The sequence below is a fragment of the Sphingopyxis macrogoltabida genome (assembly GCF_001314325.1).
In the GTDB taxonomy this organism is placed as follows: domain Bacteria; phylum Pseudomonadota; class Alphaproteobacteria; order Sphingomonadales; family Sphingomonadaceae; genus Sphingopyxis; species Sphingopyxis macrogoltabida.
In genome coordinates this window covers 2,418,164-2,434,495 of sequence record NZ_CP009429.1, presented here as the reverse complement: position 1 = coordinate 2,434,495, position 16,332 = coordinate 2,418,164, and the positions used below count along the sequence as shown (strand labels likewise).

Genomic DNA, 16,332 nt, shown 5'->3' with positions numbered 1-16,332 from the left:
ACAGGACATCTTCATGCGCTTCGTAACCTATCGCACCGTTGAAACCGAACCGCGGCTCGGGCTGCTTCACGACGGGCTGGTGATCGACGTCGAATATTTCGGCGACGCGATCGGGCAGGACCTGCCCTCGACGATGCTCGATTTCATCGATCTGGGGCCGATCGGGCTGCGCTTCCTCAAGGAAGCGGTCGCCGGGGCGACGAGCGCCGATCTGGTCGGCACCTCGCTGCCCGAGGGCAATGTCGCCTTGCTCGCGCCGATCCCGCGGCCGCGCAAGAATATCTTCGGTATCGGTCTCAACTATACCGAGCATGTCGCTGAATCAGCACGCAGTCTCGACACGTCGAACGAACTTCCGAAGCAGCCGGTGATCTTCTCCAAACCGCCGACCGCGGTCGTCGCATGGAATGATCCGATCCGCCATAATGCGAGGGTGACGCAGCAGCTCGACTGGGAAACCGAGCTGGCGGTGGTCATCGGCAGCACCGCGCGTCATGTTGCCGAGGCCGACGCGCTGAACCATGTGTTCGGTTACACGGTGATCAACGACGTCAGCGCGCGCGATTGCCGCCGCGCCGGGCAGTGGATCGTGTCGAAGGGACAGGACAGCTTCGCGCCGATGGGGCCGTGCATCGTCACGGCGGACGAGATCGGCGACCCGCATAACCTCAATCTGTCGACCCGCGTCAACGGGGTCGAGAAGCAGAACAGCAACACGCGCTTCATGCTGTTCAATGTGGACCAGCTCATCGCCGATATTTCGAGCGTGATGACGCTGGAGCCGGGCGACATCATCGCGACCGGGACCCCGGCGGGGGTCGGCGCGGGCCGCGATCCGCAGGAGTTCATGTGGCCGGGCGACGTCGTCGAATGCACCGTCGAGGGCATCGGCACGCTGCGCAACCCGATCGTCGCGGTCTGAGGGGCGGAATCATGGCAAGACCGATCCGGATCGGGCAGATCGTCCCGAGCTCGAATGTCACGATGGAAACCGAGATTCCGGCGCTGCTCCGCGCGCGCGAGGGGATCGCACCCGAACGCTTCACCTTTCACTCGTCGCGGATGCGGATGAAGAAGGTGACGAAGGAGGAACTGGCGGCGATGGACGCCGATTCCGACCGCTGCGCGCTCGAACTGTCCGACGCCGCGGTCGACGTGCTCGGCTATGCCTGCCTCGTCGCGATCATGAGCATGGGCGAGGGCTATCATCGCGTGTCGGAGGCGCGGTTGCACCAGCGGACGGTCGAGAACGGCCATGCCGCGCCCGTCGTCACCAGCGCCGGCGCGCTGGTCGAGGGGCTGAAGGTGCTGGAGGCAAAGCGCATCGCGCTCGTCGCGCCCTATATGAAGCCGCTGACGCAGATGGTCGTATCCTATATCGAGACCGAGGGCGTCGAGGTAAGCGACTGGCTGGCCCTCGAAATTCCGGACAATCTGGAGGTCGCGGCGCAGGACCCGGCGAACCTGCTCGACCATTACAAACGGCTCGACCTCGGCGGCATTGATGCGCTCGTCCTGTCGGCGTGCGTCCAGATGCCGTCGCTGCCGTCGGTGCAGAAGATCGAGGATGCGATCGGCAAACCGGTGATTTCGGCGGCGATCTGTACCGCGCACCAGATGCTGACGCGGCTGGGCTTGCACACCGAAGTGCCCGGCGCCGGGGCGCTGCTGTCGGGACGCTATTGAAGCGGGTCAACCGCTTGCAAAGTATCGGGATGTGGGGAATGGGGCGATGATGACGATTGCCGCCGGGACCCGATCAGCCTTGCCGTTCGCGCCGGCCTTGCTGCTGCCGATCGCCCTGATCGCAAGCCCCGCCGCCGCCGAGGAGCAGCGCGAGCTTTGCTCCGATCGCCCGGGGCTCGGCACGCCGGCCTGCACCGTCGACCGCGGCGACGTGATATTCGAACTGGGGCTGGGCGACTGGACACGCGACCGGCAGGGGCCGGTACGAACCGACACAATGCAAGTCGGCGATGCGCTGGTTCGCATCGGCCTGACCGACAGCCTCGAGGCGCAGCTTGGCTGGACCGCCTATGGCCATGTCCGGACCCGCGACCGCGCCGCAGGGACGGTCGGCAAGGCGTCGGGGATCGGCGACGTCACACTCGCGCTGCGGCAGAATCTGCGCAATCCCGACGGATCGGGCTTTTCGGTCGCGGTGATGCCCTATGCCAGCCTGCCGGCGGGCGGCAGCGCGATCGGCGCCGGCGACTGGGGCGGCGGATTGCTGGTGCCGATGAGCTTCGACCTGTCGGATTCCCTGTCGCTTGGCGTCACGCCGCAGGTCGATGCGGCGGTCGACGGCGATGGCGACGGACGGCATCTGGGTTATGGCAGCGTCGTCGGCTTCGGTTTCGGCCTGAGCGACAGCCTCTCGGCGGCCGCCGAAATATCGCTGTACCGCGACCGCGATCCAGGCGGCCACAACACGCAGGCGCTGGCGGGCCTGTCGATGGGCTGGCAGGCCGGCGGCGACACGCAGTTCGACGTCGGGGTGAACCTCGGCCTCAACCGCGACAGCCCCGACGCCGAGGTCTATTTCGGCATCGCGCGGCGGTTCTGAAGGGGGCGGCTTTCCGCCCCCTCCGACCGCGCCGGGTCAGCGGCGAAGCTGCGCGACCGCTTCGATCTCGACGAGCGCGCCGTCGAGTACGAGATCGCTGACCACCGTCGACCGCGCGGGGTAGGGGGCGCTGAAACGCGCGGCGTAGGTCGCGTTGAAGCCCGCGAAATTCTCCTTTGACGTGATCCAGATCGTCGTCTTGACCACGTCGGTCAGGTCAAGGCCGAGGCTGGCGAGATGGCCTTCGAGCCCGTCGAGCGCGCGCCCGGTCTGGGTGACGATGTCGTCGCCGAAGACCTTGCCGTCGGCGAGCGAGAGCTGGCCCGAAATGAAGACGAGGTCGCCGGCCTGGCGAACCATCGACAGCGGCAGGGCGGAAATATTGGTCATGATCTTGCTCCTTGATTTGGTCGGGACGTGTTGGTGCGAAGGCCGCGGGCGCGACCGTCGTCGATCTTCAGCCCTTGCGGGGCGGGGTTATGGCAGTTCGGGGGCTCCCTAAGCGGCTTTGCCCGGACGGTGGCTGGCGCTGGGGACGAGCGCCGACAGATCCTCGTCGGCGCTCGACATGACGCCGATGGTCAGCGTTTCGCCCGATTTCGCATCGCAGACATAGGCATGGCCCATGCCCGAATCGATATAGATGGACTCGCCGGGGTTCAGCTCGATCGGATCGTAAAATTCGGTGTGCACGATCAGCCGTCCCTCGACGACATAGATGAATTCCTCGCCCGAATGGCGGACGAGTTCGCCGAATTCCTCGATCGTCTTGGCACGGATGCGCGTGATGACGGGTACCATGCGCTTGTTCCGGAGCTCGGTGCAGACATAATTATATTCATAATTGGGCGTTTCGACGCGGACCGCCGTTTCGAGCGTGCCGACGCTGCGCCGTCCGAGGACGGTCGCCGCCGCGGGTTCTTCGGCGAACAGGTCGGCCATGCTGATGTTGAGCCGCTCGCTGACCTGTTGCAGCTTGTCGTAAGTGAGCGACAGCCGGTCATGCTCGACCTTCGACAGGGTCGACATGGGGATGCCGCTGTGCTGGCTCATTTCCTTGAGCGTCCAGCCGTTGCGCGTGCGAAGGCCCGCCATCACCGCACCCAAAGTCTTTCGACCACCTGCCACCGATATTCGCTCCTTCTGTTTCGGTCCGATACTTATATCCTAATCAGGATAAATTGAAGTGCTTCGCCCTAGATTTCCTGTTCTTTTCGGGTTTCCGATCGGATCGCCTGCACGGTCGATCGGTGCCGCGGCACGAAAAAATCAGCGGCAAGGCGCGTAGGGCGACGGGTCGAGTTCGGGACGCGCGCCCGTCATCAGGTCGGCAAGCAGGCGCGCCGATCCCGCGGCAAGCGTCCAGCCGAGATGGCCGTGACCGGCGTTGACCCACGACCCCGCGACCCGGCCAGGCCCGATATAGGGACGGCCATCGGCGGCGACCGGGCGCAGGCCTGTCCACGGCCGGCCGGTCGCGAGCACCGCCTCGCCCGCGATCGCCGGATAGGTCGCCTTGAAAAGCTGCCCCAGATTGCCGATCCGCTTCGGATCGAGCCGCAGGTCGTGGCCCGCGAACTCGGCAGTTCCGGCGACGCGCAGCCGGGTGCCGAGCGGGGTGATGGCGGTGTGATAGCCGTCGTCGATGACCGGCAGGCGCGGCATCGGCCCCGCAGGGTCGGGCGTGTAGGTCATCGAATAGCCTTTGACAGGCTTGACCGCGAGATCGAGCCCGAGCTTCGCGGCGAGCGCCGGGCTGGCGACCCCGGCCGCGACGACGACGCGTTCGGCCGCGATCGTCTCACCTGCCACCCGCACCCCTGCGACGCCGCCGCCGCGGACCTCGACCGCCTCGACGGTCTGGCCGTAGCGAAAGATGCCGCCAAGCTCGGCGATCGTTCGTGCAGCCTCGCGGCAGAAAAGATAGGCATCGCCAGACGCGTCGCCGGGATAGTGGATCGCGCCGGCAATCTCGCCGCCCACCGGCGCAAGGCAGGGTTCGACCTCGACCGCGCCCTTGCCGTCGAGCGGCCGGGCTTCGATGCCATGTTCGCGGACGAGATCGGCGATGGCGAGCGCCGCGTCGAAGGCCGCTTCGGTCCGGAAGAATTTGAGCGCGCCGCCGTCCGATGCATCGAAGGCGAAGCCGAAGCGCTCGCGCAGTTCCTTCATCGCCGCGAGCGAATAGGTTGCGAGTTCGAGGTTGGCGAGCGTTGCCTTGCGGTGCGGCGCGGCGCGCGAGTTGAGCAGGAATTGCGGGCCCCAGCGAAGGAGCGAGGGCAGGGCGCCGAGGCGGATCTTGAGCGCCGCCGACGAACTGACGAGATATTCGAGCAGGTGGCGGTGGACGCCCGGTGCGTTCCAGGGATCGGACATCGAGGGGGTGAGCAAGCCGCCGTTGGCGAAGCTGGTGCCGAGCCCCTCCTGCGCGGCCGAATCGACCAGCGTGACGCGTTCGCCGCGCCCAAGCAGTTCGAGCGCCGTGGTCAGCCCGACGACTCCGCATCCGATGATCAGATTGTCGGCCACCGCATTCTTTCCCTTGCCGCCAGCGCGAGTCGCGGCGTCTTCGCCGACCTCGCGCCGGGCCCTATCGGCTTAGCGGTTGCGCCAAAAATCGACAATACAGAAATGTATGGTCGGGACGGAAAAATATGGTCCGGCGAAGCCAATTTCGCCTTCGTCATTATCGCCGGCCGGTAAAACTGGCCGTTCCTAAACGGGCAATTGATCGATACAGCGGCGCATGGGCGAACCGACTTCCATGCGATGGAAGCGCGATGAACAGAGGAGCAGGTGCAGTGGCGAACGGTCGTTTGACCCGCGGGGACTGGATCGCGGTCGCGCGCAAGGCGCTGATCGCGTCGGGCGTCGACGATGTGAAGGTGGATGTGCTGGCGCGCCGGATGAAGGTGACGCGCGGCAGCTTCTATTGGCATTTCAAGCATCGGCAGGAATTGCTCGACGCGCTGCTGGAGGACTGGAAGGATAATAATCGCCGCGAAATCGCCGCGATCGAACAGCGCGCCGCCGAAGGGGCGACGGGGCTGATCGAGCTGTTCAAGGTCTGGCTGGGCGAGGACCCGAATTTCCCGGCGTTCGACATCGCGATCCGCGTCTGGGCGCGCAAGTCGCGCGACGTGACCAAGGTGGTTCACGACATCGACGACGCGTGGATCGGACTGTTCCAGCTCTTCCTCGAGCACAACGGGATCAAGGGGACCGAGGCGTTCGTCCGCGCCCGCGTGATGTATTTCCACCAGATCGGCTATTATGCCCTCGCGATCCGCGAGACGCTGGAAGAGCGGATCAAGCTGGCACCCTATTATTGCACCGCGGTGACCGGCCTGCCGGCGCCCGCCGACCTCGAGGATGCGCTCCGCACGCTCGACAAGCCGAAGCCGCGGGCGAAGGCGAAGCCGAAGGCCGCCTGAGGACCGCGCCGCAGCCCGGCCCATAGCGCCGGTCACGACGAGACCGGCGCCATCCCCAGTTCGGCCATCACGAAGCCAAGCCATTCGGCGCGCTGGGTCACTGAGGTGTCGGCGTCGAATGAGGCGTGGCCGGTATCCTTCCACACGCGCAGCAGCGTCCGGTGGCCCGACGTCGATGCTTCGAGCATCCGCGCGGTGAACTTGCGGCCGTGGAAGGGGCGGCAACCGGCATCCTTTTCGCCGAAGACCTGGAACACCGCGGGATAGGCGACGCCATCGCGGACATTGTGATAGGGCGAATAGGAATAGAGGATCTTCGACATCACGGGATCCTGCGGATCGCCATAATCCTGCCAGAAGATCGCGCGGATCGGCGCCGATTCGGCGTCGTCGGGAAGCGGCTCCATCTCGTCGAAGGTCGGCACGTCGGGGACGACGACGCGGAACAGGTCGGGGCGATGGACGATCGCGACCCCCGCGAGCAGGCCGCCGTTGCTCGCGCCGGTCATCGCCAGCCGGTCGGTCGCGGTGACACCGTTGGCGATCGCTTCCTCGATGATGGCGAAGAGGTCGAGATAGCTGTTCCATTTGCACGCGAGCCGGCCGCTGTCGTGCCAGATCTTGCCATATTCGCCGCCGCCGCGGATGTTGGCGTGGATCAGCACGCCGCCGGCGCGGACGAAGGGCGTGAAATGGGCGAGGAAGGCCGGGACGAAGGCCGAATTGAAGCCGCCATAGGCGGTGATCAGCGCCGGGCGCGGCGCGCTGAAGTCCAGATCGTCGCGGTGGACCAGATAATAGGGGATATGGACGCCGTCCTTGCCGCGCGCGAAATGCTGGCTGACCTTGATCCCCTCCAGTTCGACCTCGGGCGCGACGACGGTGCTCACTTCGCCGCTGTCCAGGTCGTAATGATAGATGCCGGCGGTCTTGGTGAAGCTCGCATAGTCGAAGGTCAGCGCGTCGGTGCGGTCGAAACGGTGGAAGGCGCTGATCCAGCTCGCGCCCGCCTCTTCGAGCGGCACGAGCTGTTCGCTGCCGTCGACGGGATCGATGACGCGAAGGCGCAGCGAGACGTGCAGCAGTTCGGCGACGACGATCTTGCCGCGGATCGTGCCGACGGCGCGGATCACCGCCGCGCTTTGCGGCGCGATCTCGCGCCACGTGCTGCGGTCCTGCGAGGTCGCCACCGGAATGGCGACGATGCGGCCGCGCGGCGTGTCGTCGCCGTGCGCGCGCGCGACATAGGTGTCGGCGTCGAGCCAGCCGCCGGTCAGTTCGCCGTCATAGCCGTCGGGAATGAAGGGGCGCCATTCGCCCGTGCGCGTATCGCCGACGACATAGGCGGTGCGTTCGTGCGGGCCCGAATCCGCGATCACCCAGCGTTCGCCCGGCGAGACGTTGCAACTGAGGCCCGACATGTTGGCTGGCACCTCGGCATCGCCGAACACGACCTCGGGCCGGTCGGCGACGCCCTCGTCGAGCGCGACAAAGCCGATGCGGTGGCGCCCTTGCGTGTCGCGGCCGTGGAGATAGAAGCCGCTGCCGTCGGCGAGCCAGCCCGGGATCGCGCCGCTGTAACCGATCGCCGGCAGCGGCGCGCGCACCGCCTGGCCGGTCGCGGTATCGAAGACATGCCATTCGCCCATCATGTCGCCGCCGATGCAGACGATCGCCGCGACGCGGGCGCCGTCGGGTGACGGCTCCCACCACAATACCGCCGCGCTCGCCGCGTCTTCGGGCGCGACATGATCGGCGAGGGCGAAGACCGGCTGCCCCGGGTCGGCGAGGCTGGTCGAGGTCCAGACGACGCGCCCGCCGCCGCCGGGGGGCGGCGCGATCCAGAACCAGCGATCGCCGCGGAGACGCGGCGGCGTCCGCGAGACCATGAAATTGCCGGCGTCGTTGGCGCGGATCTGTTCCTTCAGCGCCTCGAAATGCGGCCAGGCGCGCGCTTCACGTTCGGCAATTGCATCCTGTTCCCACTGCCACGCCAGCGCTTCGTCGCTGTCGTGCTGGAGCCAGTCATAGGGGTCGTCGAAGGTGACGCTGCCGATCGTCTTGGTGACCGGGCGGCGGGGTGGGGTGGTCATATAGTGTCTCCCGGTTGGGCGAGGGGGCAGGGGGCGGTTCAGCCCTGTGGTTCGAGTTTCGCCTTGATGCTTTCGAGATAGCCGGTCAGCGCGGCGTCGAATTGCGCGGTCATTTCCGCCACCGCGGCCGCGACTTCGGCGCGCCCGGCGCCCGCAGGCTGCGATATACCGAGCGTCGAGTGGCAATCGAGACGGTAGCGGGTGCCGCCGGGGGCCGCCTCGGCATGATAGGTGGCATAGACGATCATGCCGCCCGCGAGATAATCGGCGAACATGCTGAGCCGGTGCGCCGCCTCGTCGCGTTCGGTGACATGGCAGAGGCGTTCGTCGACGACGGCGCCGTCCTGTTCGAGGCGCATATGATAGCCGCCGAGGCACGCGGCGGGATCGTCGAGCGGCTCGATCGCGTAGCCGATCTCGCGGAACTTCTTCGCCTCGATATATTCGTCGAGGATCGTCTGCCACACCGCGGCGGGCGGCGCGGCGATGTCGACCGCGGCATGGTTGACGATCGTCACGTGGATATTCTGTTCGGTCATGGGCGGCTGCTTTCGAGGACGGGGAGTTCGAGCCGCGACGGCCGCGCTGCGTCGTGGAAGACGGTGATCGTCGCGGTCTGCATGTGCGTCGCGGTGGCGATCGGTTCGCCGGTGTTCGGATTGGGGTCCATGAAGGGGAAGAAGTCGGGGCGCAGCAGCAGCGCAAGGCGATGCCCGGCAGCGAGTTCGTGCGCCGAGAGGGTGAGTTTCAGCCGCACCTCGACCGCCTCGCCGGGAACCATCGGCACCTCGCGGTCGAAGCCTTCACGGTAGCGGAGGCGCAGGGCGTGATAGGCGAGTTCGACCACCGATCCGTCGGGCCGGATTTCGGCGAGATGCGCGACGATATCGGCATCGGGCGTGTCGGTCGCGACGTGCAGCACGACTTCGGTTTCGCCGAGGATCGCGAGCGGCCGGGCAAGCGGTTCGGTGCGGAAGAGCAGCGTGTCGATATGGCGGACATGCTCGTCGAGGCTGCTGATCCGGCCGAGCGCTTCGGTGAGCGGTGCGGCGAAGGGCATCGCCGGGTCGGCGCGCATGCGGTCGGGATCGCCCTTGATCGCATCCGCATCGCCGACGAGCGTGCCGCCGCCATATTCGCCGTTTGCGGCGCTGTCGCTGGCGAGGAAGAAGGACAGGCTGCGCACTTCGCGCGGCGGGAAGGCGTCGAAGACTTCGTAGCGATTGCGCCCGGTGATAAAGATTTTCGCCTTGCCGCCGAGGTTGGGGCCGTCGCCCTCGCCTTTGAGATGCTTGTCGTAGAAGGCGAGGCGGATCGGGAAGGGATCGGCCGCGGCCGCGGCGTCGAATTCATGCGGGCCATAGCGGTCGCCGCCGCCGGTATAGACCTGGCCATGGTCCCACGGGCCGAGCAACAACTGGCGGTCGTCGCGGTCGGGCGCGTTGGCGGCGAGGCCATGCCAGGCGCCCATCGCGCCGAGGCTGGGGTCGAAATTGCCGGTGATGAACAGCGCCGGCAGGTCCATCGCCGCATAGTCCTCGGCGCCGAGGGACCGCTCCTGCCACCAGTCGTCGAAGGTCGGATGTTCGAGCGCCTCACGGTAATGCGCGAGCTTGTCGCCCTTCAGCACGTCGTCGGCGGCGTCGATCGCCGGGCGCATCGTCAGGCGGCGGAACCAGTCGGGCTGCGCGAGGACGGGCAGCGTCGAGACGAAGCCGCCGCTGAGTTCGGCGAGCGAGCCGATCGAGATCAGGTTCAGCCAGTTGATCGTGTGCTGCCGCGTGAAGGCGCCGCCGAAATAGGGGAGTTCGCGGAAATAATTGACCGCGGGCACCTGCGGGATGATGCATTTGAGGTGCGGCGGCCGCGTCGCGGCGGCAAGGAGCTGGGTGAGGCCGACGTAAGAGCCGCCGTCCATCCCGACATTGCCGTCGCACCACGGCTGCGCGGCGAGCCATTCGATCGTGTCATAGCCGTCGGTGCGCTCGTATGGCGAGCTGAAGCGGAACTCGCCCTCGGACTCGCCGGTGCCGCGGATCAGCTGGTTGACGACGATATAGCCATGGTCGCGGTAGCGGAGCTGGCGCAGCCGCGCCCAGCCGAGCACTTCCTCGCGGTAGGGTGTCCGCCACAGGATCACCGGCGCCGGCGCATCGCCGGCGGGGCGCCAGACATAGGTATCGAGCCGCACCCCGTCGCGCATCGGCAGCATCAGTCTGAGGTCGGGGTCGGGCATCATTTCGATCGCGGGCATGTCGCTGCCGCCCGCGCGGCTGAGCAACGTCATCGAATCGCGCGGGGCCTCGGTGGCGTCGGTCGTGACTTTCTCGTCGCTCATTCCTGTCCCTTCCGGCTTAAATGTCGCCGATTTGTCTTCCTGCAGGGAAACGAATCCTCAACGGAAAATCTGATAGCGATATAGAAACATACAATACTGTACTGTCAAGCGTGGATGTGTCTGGAAGAAGGTTATATGCAGGAGAGGGCGGTGACCATGGGCGGGCAACGGAATGGGAATTTGACTCTCTTCGTCATCCCGGACTTGATCCGGAATCCATTGCAGCGCCGAAGTCGTGGACCCCGGATCAAGTCCGGGGTGACGATGAAGGAAAGTTCGGTGTCAGGTGTACTGTCGACCTTGCCAGCGATCAAGCCGGCGCCGCATCGGCGTCGATCGGCCAGATCGGTCGCTGCAGCCTTTTGTATCGCGCGGGATCGAAATCGAGTGTCAGCGAGCCGGGCGTCTCGCAGTAATAGATTTTGGCGGCGAGCGGGGCGAAGCGTTCGTAGAAATGCTGGGTCGATTTGACGACGATAATCCGCGCCGCCGAGAGGTCGACGCCGAGGGCGGTCAGGCAGACGGGATCGTAAACCTGCTGGCGCACGCTGTTGATGACCACCTCAACGCCGCCGATCCGCAGTAGCGCCGCACGGCCGATACCGAACATCAGGCCGCCCGCCGGGTCTTCCTGTTCGATGTCGTCGGCGAGCGCGATCACGGTGGCTTCGCCATCGACGGGTAGCCCCGCGAAGGGTCCGGTCTTGCCGCCGAGGCGCAGGTTGAGCCGGTTGCCGATGCCCGCCTGATGCGCAAAATCGACCGCGATCGGATCCCAGATCATCGCCAGCGCGGCGTCCTCGACACCGCGCTCGATCAGCCGCCGGAGGATGAAGGTCGAATCGGCGCCCGCGCCGCCGCCGGCGTTGTCCGCGACATCGGCGATGACAAACGGACCCGCGGCGGACGACGCCGCGATCTCGTCGAGGATCGTGTCGATCGGCTTGCGCAGGCTGCGCGTTTCCTCGCGCGCCGCGAAGAAGCGGCGGCCGAGGTCGCACGCGAGGCCGGGTGCGTCGGCCTGTCCGGGCTCGGCGACGACGACCACGGCGGCGCCGACTTCGGGATGGTCGGCCCACGGGAAGCCGTGCATCAGCGACACAGAATGGATGCCCTCCTGCCGCTCGGCGGCGAGCACGGCAGCGTTAACTGCCTCCATCTGCGGCAGCGTCGTGTAGAAGAGACCGAGCATCGGCACGCGCTGAATATGGTTGCGGGTGCGGATCTCGCCGCGCACGAAGCGCTCGCCGAGGTCGAAAAGCTGCTCGCCGCGCTCGTCGAAATCGGTGTGCGGGTAGAGGAGGCAGGCGACGAGCGCGTTCGATGCCTCGGCCATGCGCGCCGTCACATTGCCGTGCAGGTCGAGCTCGACGCCGATGAACACGTCGGGCCCGACGATTTCGCGGACCTTTTCGATGATGTCGCCTTCGCAATCGTCATAACCGTGCGCCATCTGCGCGCCGTGCAGCATCAGCAGCACCATATCGACCGGCATCGCGGCCCGGAGGTCGGTGAGGATTTCGTCGCGGAGGCCTTCATAATCCTCCTGCCGGCACGGCGCCGCAGGTTCGGCGAAGGCGTGGAGCGAGGCATGGGCGCGATAGCCGCGCTCGCGGGCCAGCCGCAGGAAGGTGCGATAGCCGAACTGATCGTAAGCCGCGGGTTCGGGGTCGGGCCCCGTGCGTTCGGGCCGGTAATACATCGGGTTGACGAAGGAATCGCGGGTGCAGGGGATGGCCGAAAAAGCGTTGGTTTCCATCATCATGCCGGCAACGAATATGTTCATGCATTTCCTCTTTCCGGGCATCGTGAGCCCCTGTCCGGCGCGCGCCGTGATTTTCGGGAGCGACAGCTTTTTTTTGTCGACTCATATCCAAACACTTGTGTATCGTCGGGTCAATGGGCTTTAGCGAAGCCACGGCCGGGAACGGGAGGAAAGCGTGAATCTGATGACGCCGCGGGCGCTGCTCGACGACAGTCTGGTGTGGGACAATCACGGCTGCATGCCGCTGCGCCCGCTCGACGAGAGCTTCCTGCCGCAGCTTGCCCGTTACCGGGCGGGCGGCGTCAATGCGGTGACGATCAACATCGGCTTCGGCGATCAGGGCGTCGAGGAACATGTCCGGATGGTCGCGCAGTTCCGCCGCTGGCTGGCGCTGAACGGCGACGATTATATGCTCGCGACGTCGGTCGAGGATATCGAACGGGCGCGGCGCGAGGGCAAGCTGGCGGTGCTGTTCGACATCGAGGGTATGAACGCGATCGCCGACCAGCCGAGCCTCGTCCAGCTCTATTACGACCTTGGCGTCCGCTGGATGCTGATCGCCTATAACCGCAACAATCCGGTCGGCGGTGGCTGCCAGGACGAGGATCAGGGGCTGACCGCGTTCGGCCGCACCATCCTCGACGAGATGGCGCGCGTCGGGATGGTCGCCTGCTGCTCGCACACCGGCGAGCGGACCGCGCTCGAGGTCATGGACTATAGTTCGCGGCCGGTGATCTTCTCGCACAGCAACGCGCGCGCGATCCACGATCATCCGCGCAACGTTCGCGACCATGTGCTGAAGGCCTGCGCCGCGACGGGCGGCGTCGTCGGGCTCAACGGCATCGGGCTGTTCCTCGGCAAGGGCGGCATCGATCTGGTCGATGCGCTGATCGGCCACCTCGACCATATCGTCGGCGTCGTCGGGATCGAGCATGTCGGGCTGGGGCTCGATTATGTATTCGATGCCGCCGAGCTCGAGGAATTCCTGGCCAATCCGGCGATCTTCCCGCCCGAACTCGGCTATGGGCCGACGCTCGAAATGGTGCCGCCCGAGGCGATGGAGGAGATTGTCGGCGGGCTCGGCAAGCTCGGCTATGCCGACGACGACATCCGCGCCATCCTCGGCGGCAATCTGATGCGCGTCGCGAAGCAGGTGTGGCGCCCGGCGTTCGGCTTTTCGGGCTGATCGCGGCCATGCTGGCGCTGCAGGACATATGGGACAGCCTTGTCGACGATTGCACGAAGGGCATTCCGGCGGGCACGGCGCTGCCGCTCCGCGATATCGGCGGACAGGGCTGGCACTTGCTGGCGGGCGACACGCCCTTGCCCGCGGCGGTGCTGCGGCAATCGGCGATCGAACATAATGTCGACTGGATGCGGCGCTTTACCGGGCTGACCGGCATGCTGTTGTGCCCGCACGGCAAGACCAGCATGAGCCCGCAATTGTTCGACCGGCAGCTCGAAGCGGGCGCGTGGGGGATGACCGCGGCGACGGTGTCGCACCTCCATGTCTATCGCCGCTTCGGCGTGCAGCGCATCCTGCTCGCCAACCAGCTTGTCGATCCTGCCGGCATCCGCTTCGTCCTGTCCGAACTGACACGCGATCCCGATTTCGATTTCTATTGCCTCGTCGATTCGGTGGCGACCGTCGACATGCTGCGCGACGCTGCGGCGAAAAGCGGCTGTCCGCGCCCGATCCAGCTGCTCGTCGAGATCGGGCAGGCGGGCGGGCGCACCGGCGCGCGCAGCGTCGAACAGGCGATCGAGATCGCGCGCGCCGTCCATGCGGCGGCGCCCCATCTCGCGCTGCGCGGCGTCGAGGGGTTCGAGGGGGTACTCGAAGCCGCCGAACCCGCCGAAACGCTCGCGCGGATCGAGAAAATGCTGGGCGATATGGCCGCGGTCGCGGTCGGCTGCGATGCCGAGGGGCTGTTCGCCGACGGGCCGGTCATCGTGTCGGCGGGCGGATCGCAATATTACGATCTGCCGCCCTTGCTCGCCCGGCGGCTGGGCATGGCGCGCGAGACGATCCTCGTGCTGCGCAGCGGCTGTTACATCACCCATGATTCGAGCTGGTTCAGCGAATATGCGAAGGCGATCGCGCAGCGTATGCCCGCGGTCGGCGAACTCGGCGAGGGCTTGCGCCCGGCGATCGAGGTCTGGGCCTATGTCCAGTCGCTGCCCGAACGGGGACTGGCGATCGTGACGATGGGCAAGCGCGACGCCTCGTTCGACGTCCATCTGCCGACGCCGCTGAAATGGCACCGCGACGGCATGGCCGCGCCGGCGGCGCTGGCGGGGCACCAGGTGCTGAAGTTGAACGACCAGCACGCCTATGTCGCGCTGTCCGACGACAGCCCGCTTGCCGTCGGCGACCGGATCTGTTTCGGCATCGCGCATCCGTGCACGACCTTCGACCGCTGGCCGGTGATGATGGTCGTCGACGATGATTACCGCGTCATCGACGCGATCCGCACCTTCTTCTAGTCCCCGGGCTTCCGGTCGCCTCGCTTCTAGTCGCCGCGCTGGAAGATCATCGCCATTTCCTCGATATCGAGGTCGCGTTCGAGTTCGTGGAGCACTTCGTCCTCGATCAGCCCGGCGCGGTGGATGCGGATCAGTTCGGCGCGGCTCGCGGCGATCGCCTGCAGCAGCACGTCGAAATGCGAACGCAGCCCGTCCATCGCCGCCGCCGGCTCGGCGGTATAGCGCTCCATGAAGCGCATGCGCTTGCGATGTTCCTCGAGCATCATCGGGTGGATCAGCGTGCCGTCTTCGTCATAGGCGAGCCGCTCGACGACTTCGGACCGGGCGTGCGCCATCGCGCCTTCGGCGGCGGGCAGCGCCATCTGCGCGGGTGGGTCGGCATCGACCGGCGCGACCTTGCGGATGAGCAGCCCGAGGCTCGATCCCTGTACCACGACGGTCACGAAAATGACCGCGAAGGCGCAGACCAGCATCAGGTCGCGGCCGGGCATTTCGGTCGGCAGTGTCAGCGGCACGGCCAGCGTCACCACGCCGCGCATCCCGGCCCAGCTCAGCACCGTCGCCTGCCGCCAGCCGAGCGGCCGTGCGCGCTCGATCCCGAATTTGCGTGCGGTCTCCAGCACCGCCTCCGATGCGAAGATCCAGACGAAACGCGCCACCGTCACTGCCAGCACGACCGCAACCATCATGCTGACCCACGCCAGCGGGATCGCCGTGATCCCGCCGATGCGCTCGATCGCGGCGCGCAGCGAAAAGCCGATCAGGATGAAGACCAGTGCTTCGAGCACGAAAACGAGGATGAACCACGCCGAATTGGCGCGCAGCCGGATTTCGGCCGACAGGATTTCATGCTGGTACCACCCCATCGCGAGCCCCGCGGTGACGGTTGCGATCACGCCCGACACATGGACGGCCTCGCCCGCCAGATAGGCGGCCCAGCACAGCAAGATGGTGCTCAGCATGACCAGCATGCGGTCGTTCAGCCGTTTGGCGAGGAAAACCCAGCCCTTGGCGACGACGGCGCCGACCGCGACACCGCCGATCGCGACGAAGGCGAAGCTCTGGAGCGCCTCGCCGGTGTGGAACACGCCGCTGAGCGTCGCCGCGACGGCGAAGCGGAAGAGGATCAGGCCGGTCGCGTCGTTGAGCAGGCTTTCGCCCTCCAGCAGCGCTTCCAGCCGGCGGGGCAGGTGGACGCCCTTCAGCACCGCGCGCGCCGACACCGCGTCGGGCGGCGAGACGATCGCGCCGAGCGCGAAGCAGGCGGCCCAGGGCAGCGAAGGCAGGATCATGTGGGCGACCACGCCGACGACCAGCGTCGTGAAGACCACCGCGCCGACCGCGAGCGACAGGATGCCCGGCAAGTGGCGGCGGAAGCGGCCGAGCGCGGTATAATAGGCGCCGTCCATCAGCAGCGGCGGCAGGAAAAGCACGAGCGCGAGTTCGGGATCGAGGGTGATTGCGGGCAGCCCGGGAATGAAGGCAAGCGCGCCGCCGCCGACGAGGAGGGCGGTTGCGGGCGGCCAGCGCAGCTTGAGCGCCAGCCAGTGCAGCCCGATGACCAAAGCCAGCAGGGCGAGAACGAGCTCGAAGGCTTCGACGGCGTGCATGGTCAGGTCCGGTCCGGCACGAGGCCGCGTGATAATGTC

Annotated in this window: 14 protein-coding genes; 6 read left to right on the top strand and 8 right to left on the bottom strand. The window is 66.6% G+C overall.

Going from position 1 to position 16,332, the window contains the following annotated elements:
- The first annotated feature begins 13 nt into the window (after positions 1-13).
- The 3 genes from LH19_RS12130 to LH19_RS12120 are packed head-to-tail and all read left to right on the top strand — an operon-like array spanning position 14 to position 2,566.
- Complete coding sequence (locus tag LH19_RS12130) at positions 14-922, top strand: fumarylacetoacetate hydrolase family protein (protein WP_054728246.1); 909 nt, start codon at positions 14-16, stop codon at positions 920-922.
- An 11-nt stretch (positions 923-933) separates the two neighbouring features.
- Positions 934-1,686, top strand: a complete 753-nt coding sequence (locus LH19_RS12125; protein ID WP_269465202.1) for a maleate cis-trans isomerase family protein — start codon at positions 934-936, stop codon at positions 1,684-1,686.
- A gap of 46 nt (positions 1,687-1,732) precedes the next feature.
- Positions 1,733-2,566 carry a transporter gene (locus LH19_RS12120; protein WP_234716160.1) on the top strand — a complete coding sequence of 278 codons (834 nt, stop codon included), beginning with the start codon at positions 1,733-1,735 and terminating at the stop codon, positions 2,564-2,566.
- A 36-nt stretch (positions 2,567-2,602) separates the two neighbouring features.
- Here LH19_RS12120 and LH19_RS12115 read toward each other — a convergent pair whose 3' ends face one another.
- From LH19_RS12115 to LH19_RS12105, 3 genes are all read right to left on the bottom strand, one after another.
- Positions 2,603-2,956: a RidA family protein gene (locus tag LH19_RS12115; RefSeq protein WP_054728244.1), complete on the bottom strand. Its 354-nt coding sequence runs from the start codon at positions 2,954-2,956 to the stop codon at positions 2,603-2,605.
- 108 nt (positions 2,957-3,064) lie between these two features.
- On the bottom strand, positions 3,065-3,694 hold the full coding sequence (locus tag LH19_RS12110; protein WP_257719801.1) for a helix-turn-helix domain-containing protein: 630 nt from the start codon (positions 3,692-3,694) through the stop codon (positions 3,065-3,067).
- Positions 3,695-3,835: 141 nt separating this feature from the next.
- Positions 3,836-5,095: an FAD-dependent oxidoreductase gene (locus LH19_RS12105; protein ID WP_054728242.1), complete on the bottom strand. Its 1,260-nt coding sequence runs from the start codon at positions 5,093-5,095 to the stop codon at positions 3,836-3,838.
- A 272-nt stretch (positions 5,096-5,367) separates the two neighbouring features.
- Here LH19_RS12105 and LH19_RS12100 point away from each other — a divergent pair, with 272 nt between their 5' ends.
- Positions 5,368-6,000 carry a TetR/AcrR family transcriptional regulator gene (locus LH19_RS12100; RefSeq protein ID WP_158514406.1) on the top strand — a complete coding sequence of 211 codons (633 nt, stop codon included), beginning with the start codon at positions 5,368-5,370 and terminating at the stop codon, positions 5,998-6,000.
- Between the two features lie 32 nt (positions 6,001-6,032).
- Here LH19_RS12100 and LH19_RS12095 read toward each other — a convergent pair whose 3' ends face one another.
- The 4 genes from LH19_RS12095 to LH19_RS12080 all read right to left on the bottom strand — a co-directional run bounded on the left by LH19_RS12095 (position 6,033) and on the right by LH19_RS12080 (position 12,217).
- A complete protein-coding gene (locus LH19_RS12095) occupies positions 6,033-8,093 on the bottom strand; it encodes a prolyl oligopeptidase family serine peptidase (RefSeq protein WP_054728238.1) in 2,061 nt (686 codons plus the stop codon).
- Positions 8,094-8,131: 38 nt separating this feature from the next.
- Entirely contained in the window at positions 8,132-8,632 is a 501-nt protein-coding gene (locus tag LH19_RS12090; protein WP_054728235.1) for an SRPBCC family protein, read from the bottom strand.
- Positions 8,629-10,431: a CocE/NonD family hydrolase gene (locus LH19_RS12085; RefSeq protein ID WP_054728233.1), complete on the bottom strand. Its 1,803-nt coding sequence runs from the start codon at positions 10,429-10,431 to the stop codon at positions 8,629-8,631. Before LH19_RS12085 ends, LH19_RS12090 begins: the two co-directional genes overlap by 4 nt.
- A 310-nt stretch (positions 10,432-10,741) precedes the next feature.
- A complete protein-coding gene (locus LH19_RS12080) occupies positions 10,742-12,217 on the bottom strand; it encodes a M81 family metallopeptidase (protein WP_054728231.1) in 1,476 nt (491 codons plus the stop codon).
- Between the two features lie 163 nt (positions 12,218-12,380).
- On the opposite strand from LH19_RS12080, the gene LH19_RS12075 reads away from it, so the two are divergent.
- Together LH19_RS12075 and LH19_RS12070 are read left to right on the top strand one after the other, a co-directional pair.
- The gene (locus LH19_RS12075) at positions 12,381-13,382 is read left to right on the top strand and encodes a dipeptidase (protein WP_054733439.1); all 1,002 of its coding nucleotides are present in this window, start codon (positions 12,381-12,383) and stop codon (positions 13,380-13,382) included.
- Positions 13,352-14,683 carry an amino acid deaminase gene (locus LH19_RS12070; protein ID WP_201258431.1) on the top strand — a complete coding sequence of 444 codons (1,332 nt, stop codon included), beginning with the start codon at positions 13,352-13,354 and terminating at the stop codon, positions 14,681-14,683. The genes LH19_RS12075 and LH19_RS12070 overlap by 31 nt, the downstream gene beginning before the upstream one ends.
- Positions 14,684-14,709: 26 nt before the next feature.
- On the opposite strand, the gene LH19_RS12065 is transcribed toward LH19_RS12070, so the two are convergent.
- Positions 14,710-16,293 (bottom strand): Na+/H+ antiporter, encoded by a 1,584-nt coding sequence (locus LH19_RS12065; RefSeq protein WP_054728229.1) that lies wholly within the window; start codon positions 16,291-16,293, stop codon positions 14,710-14,712.
- Between the last annotated feature and the right edge of the window lie 39 nt (positions 16,294-16,332).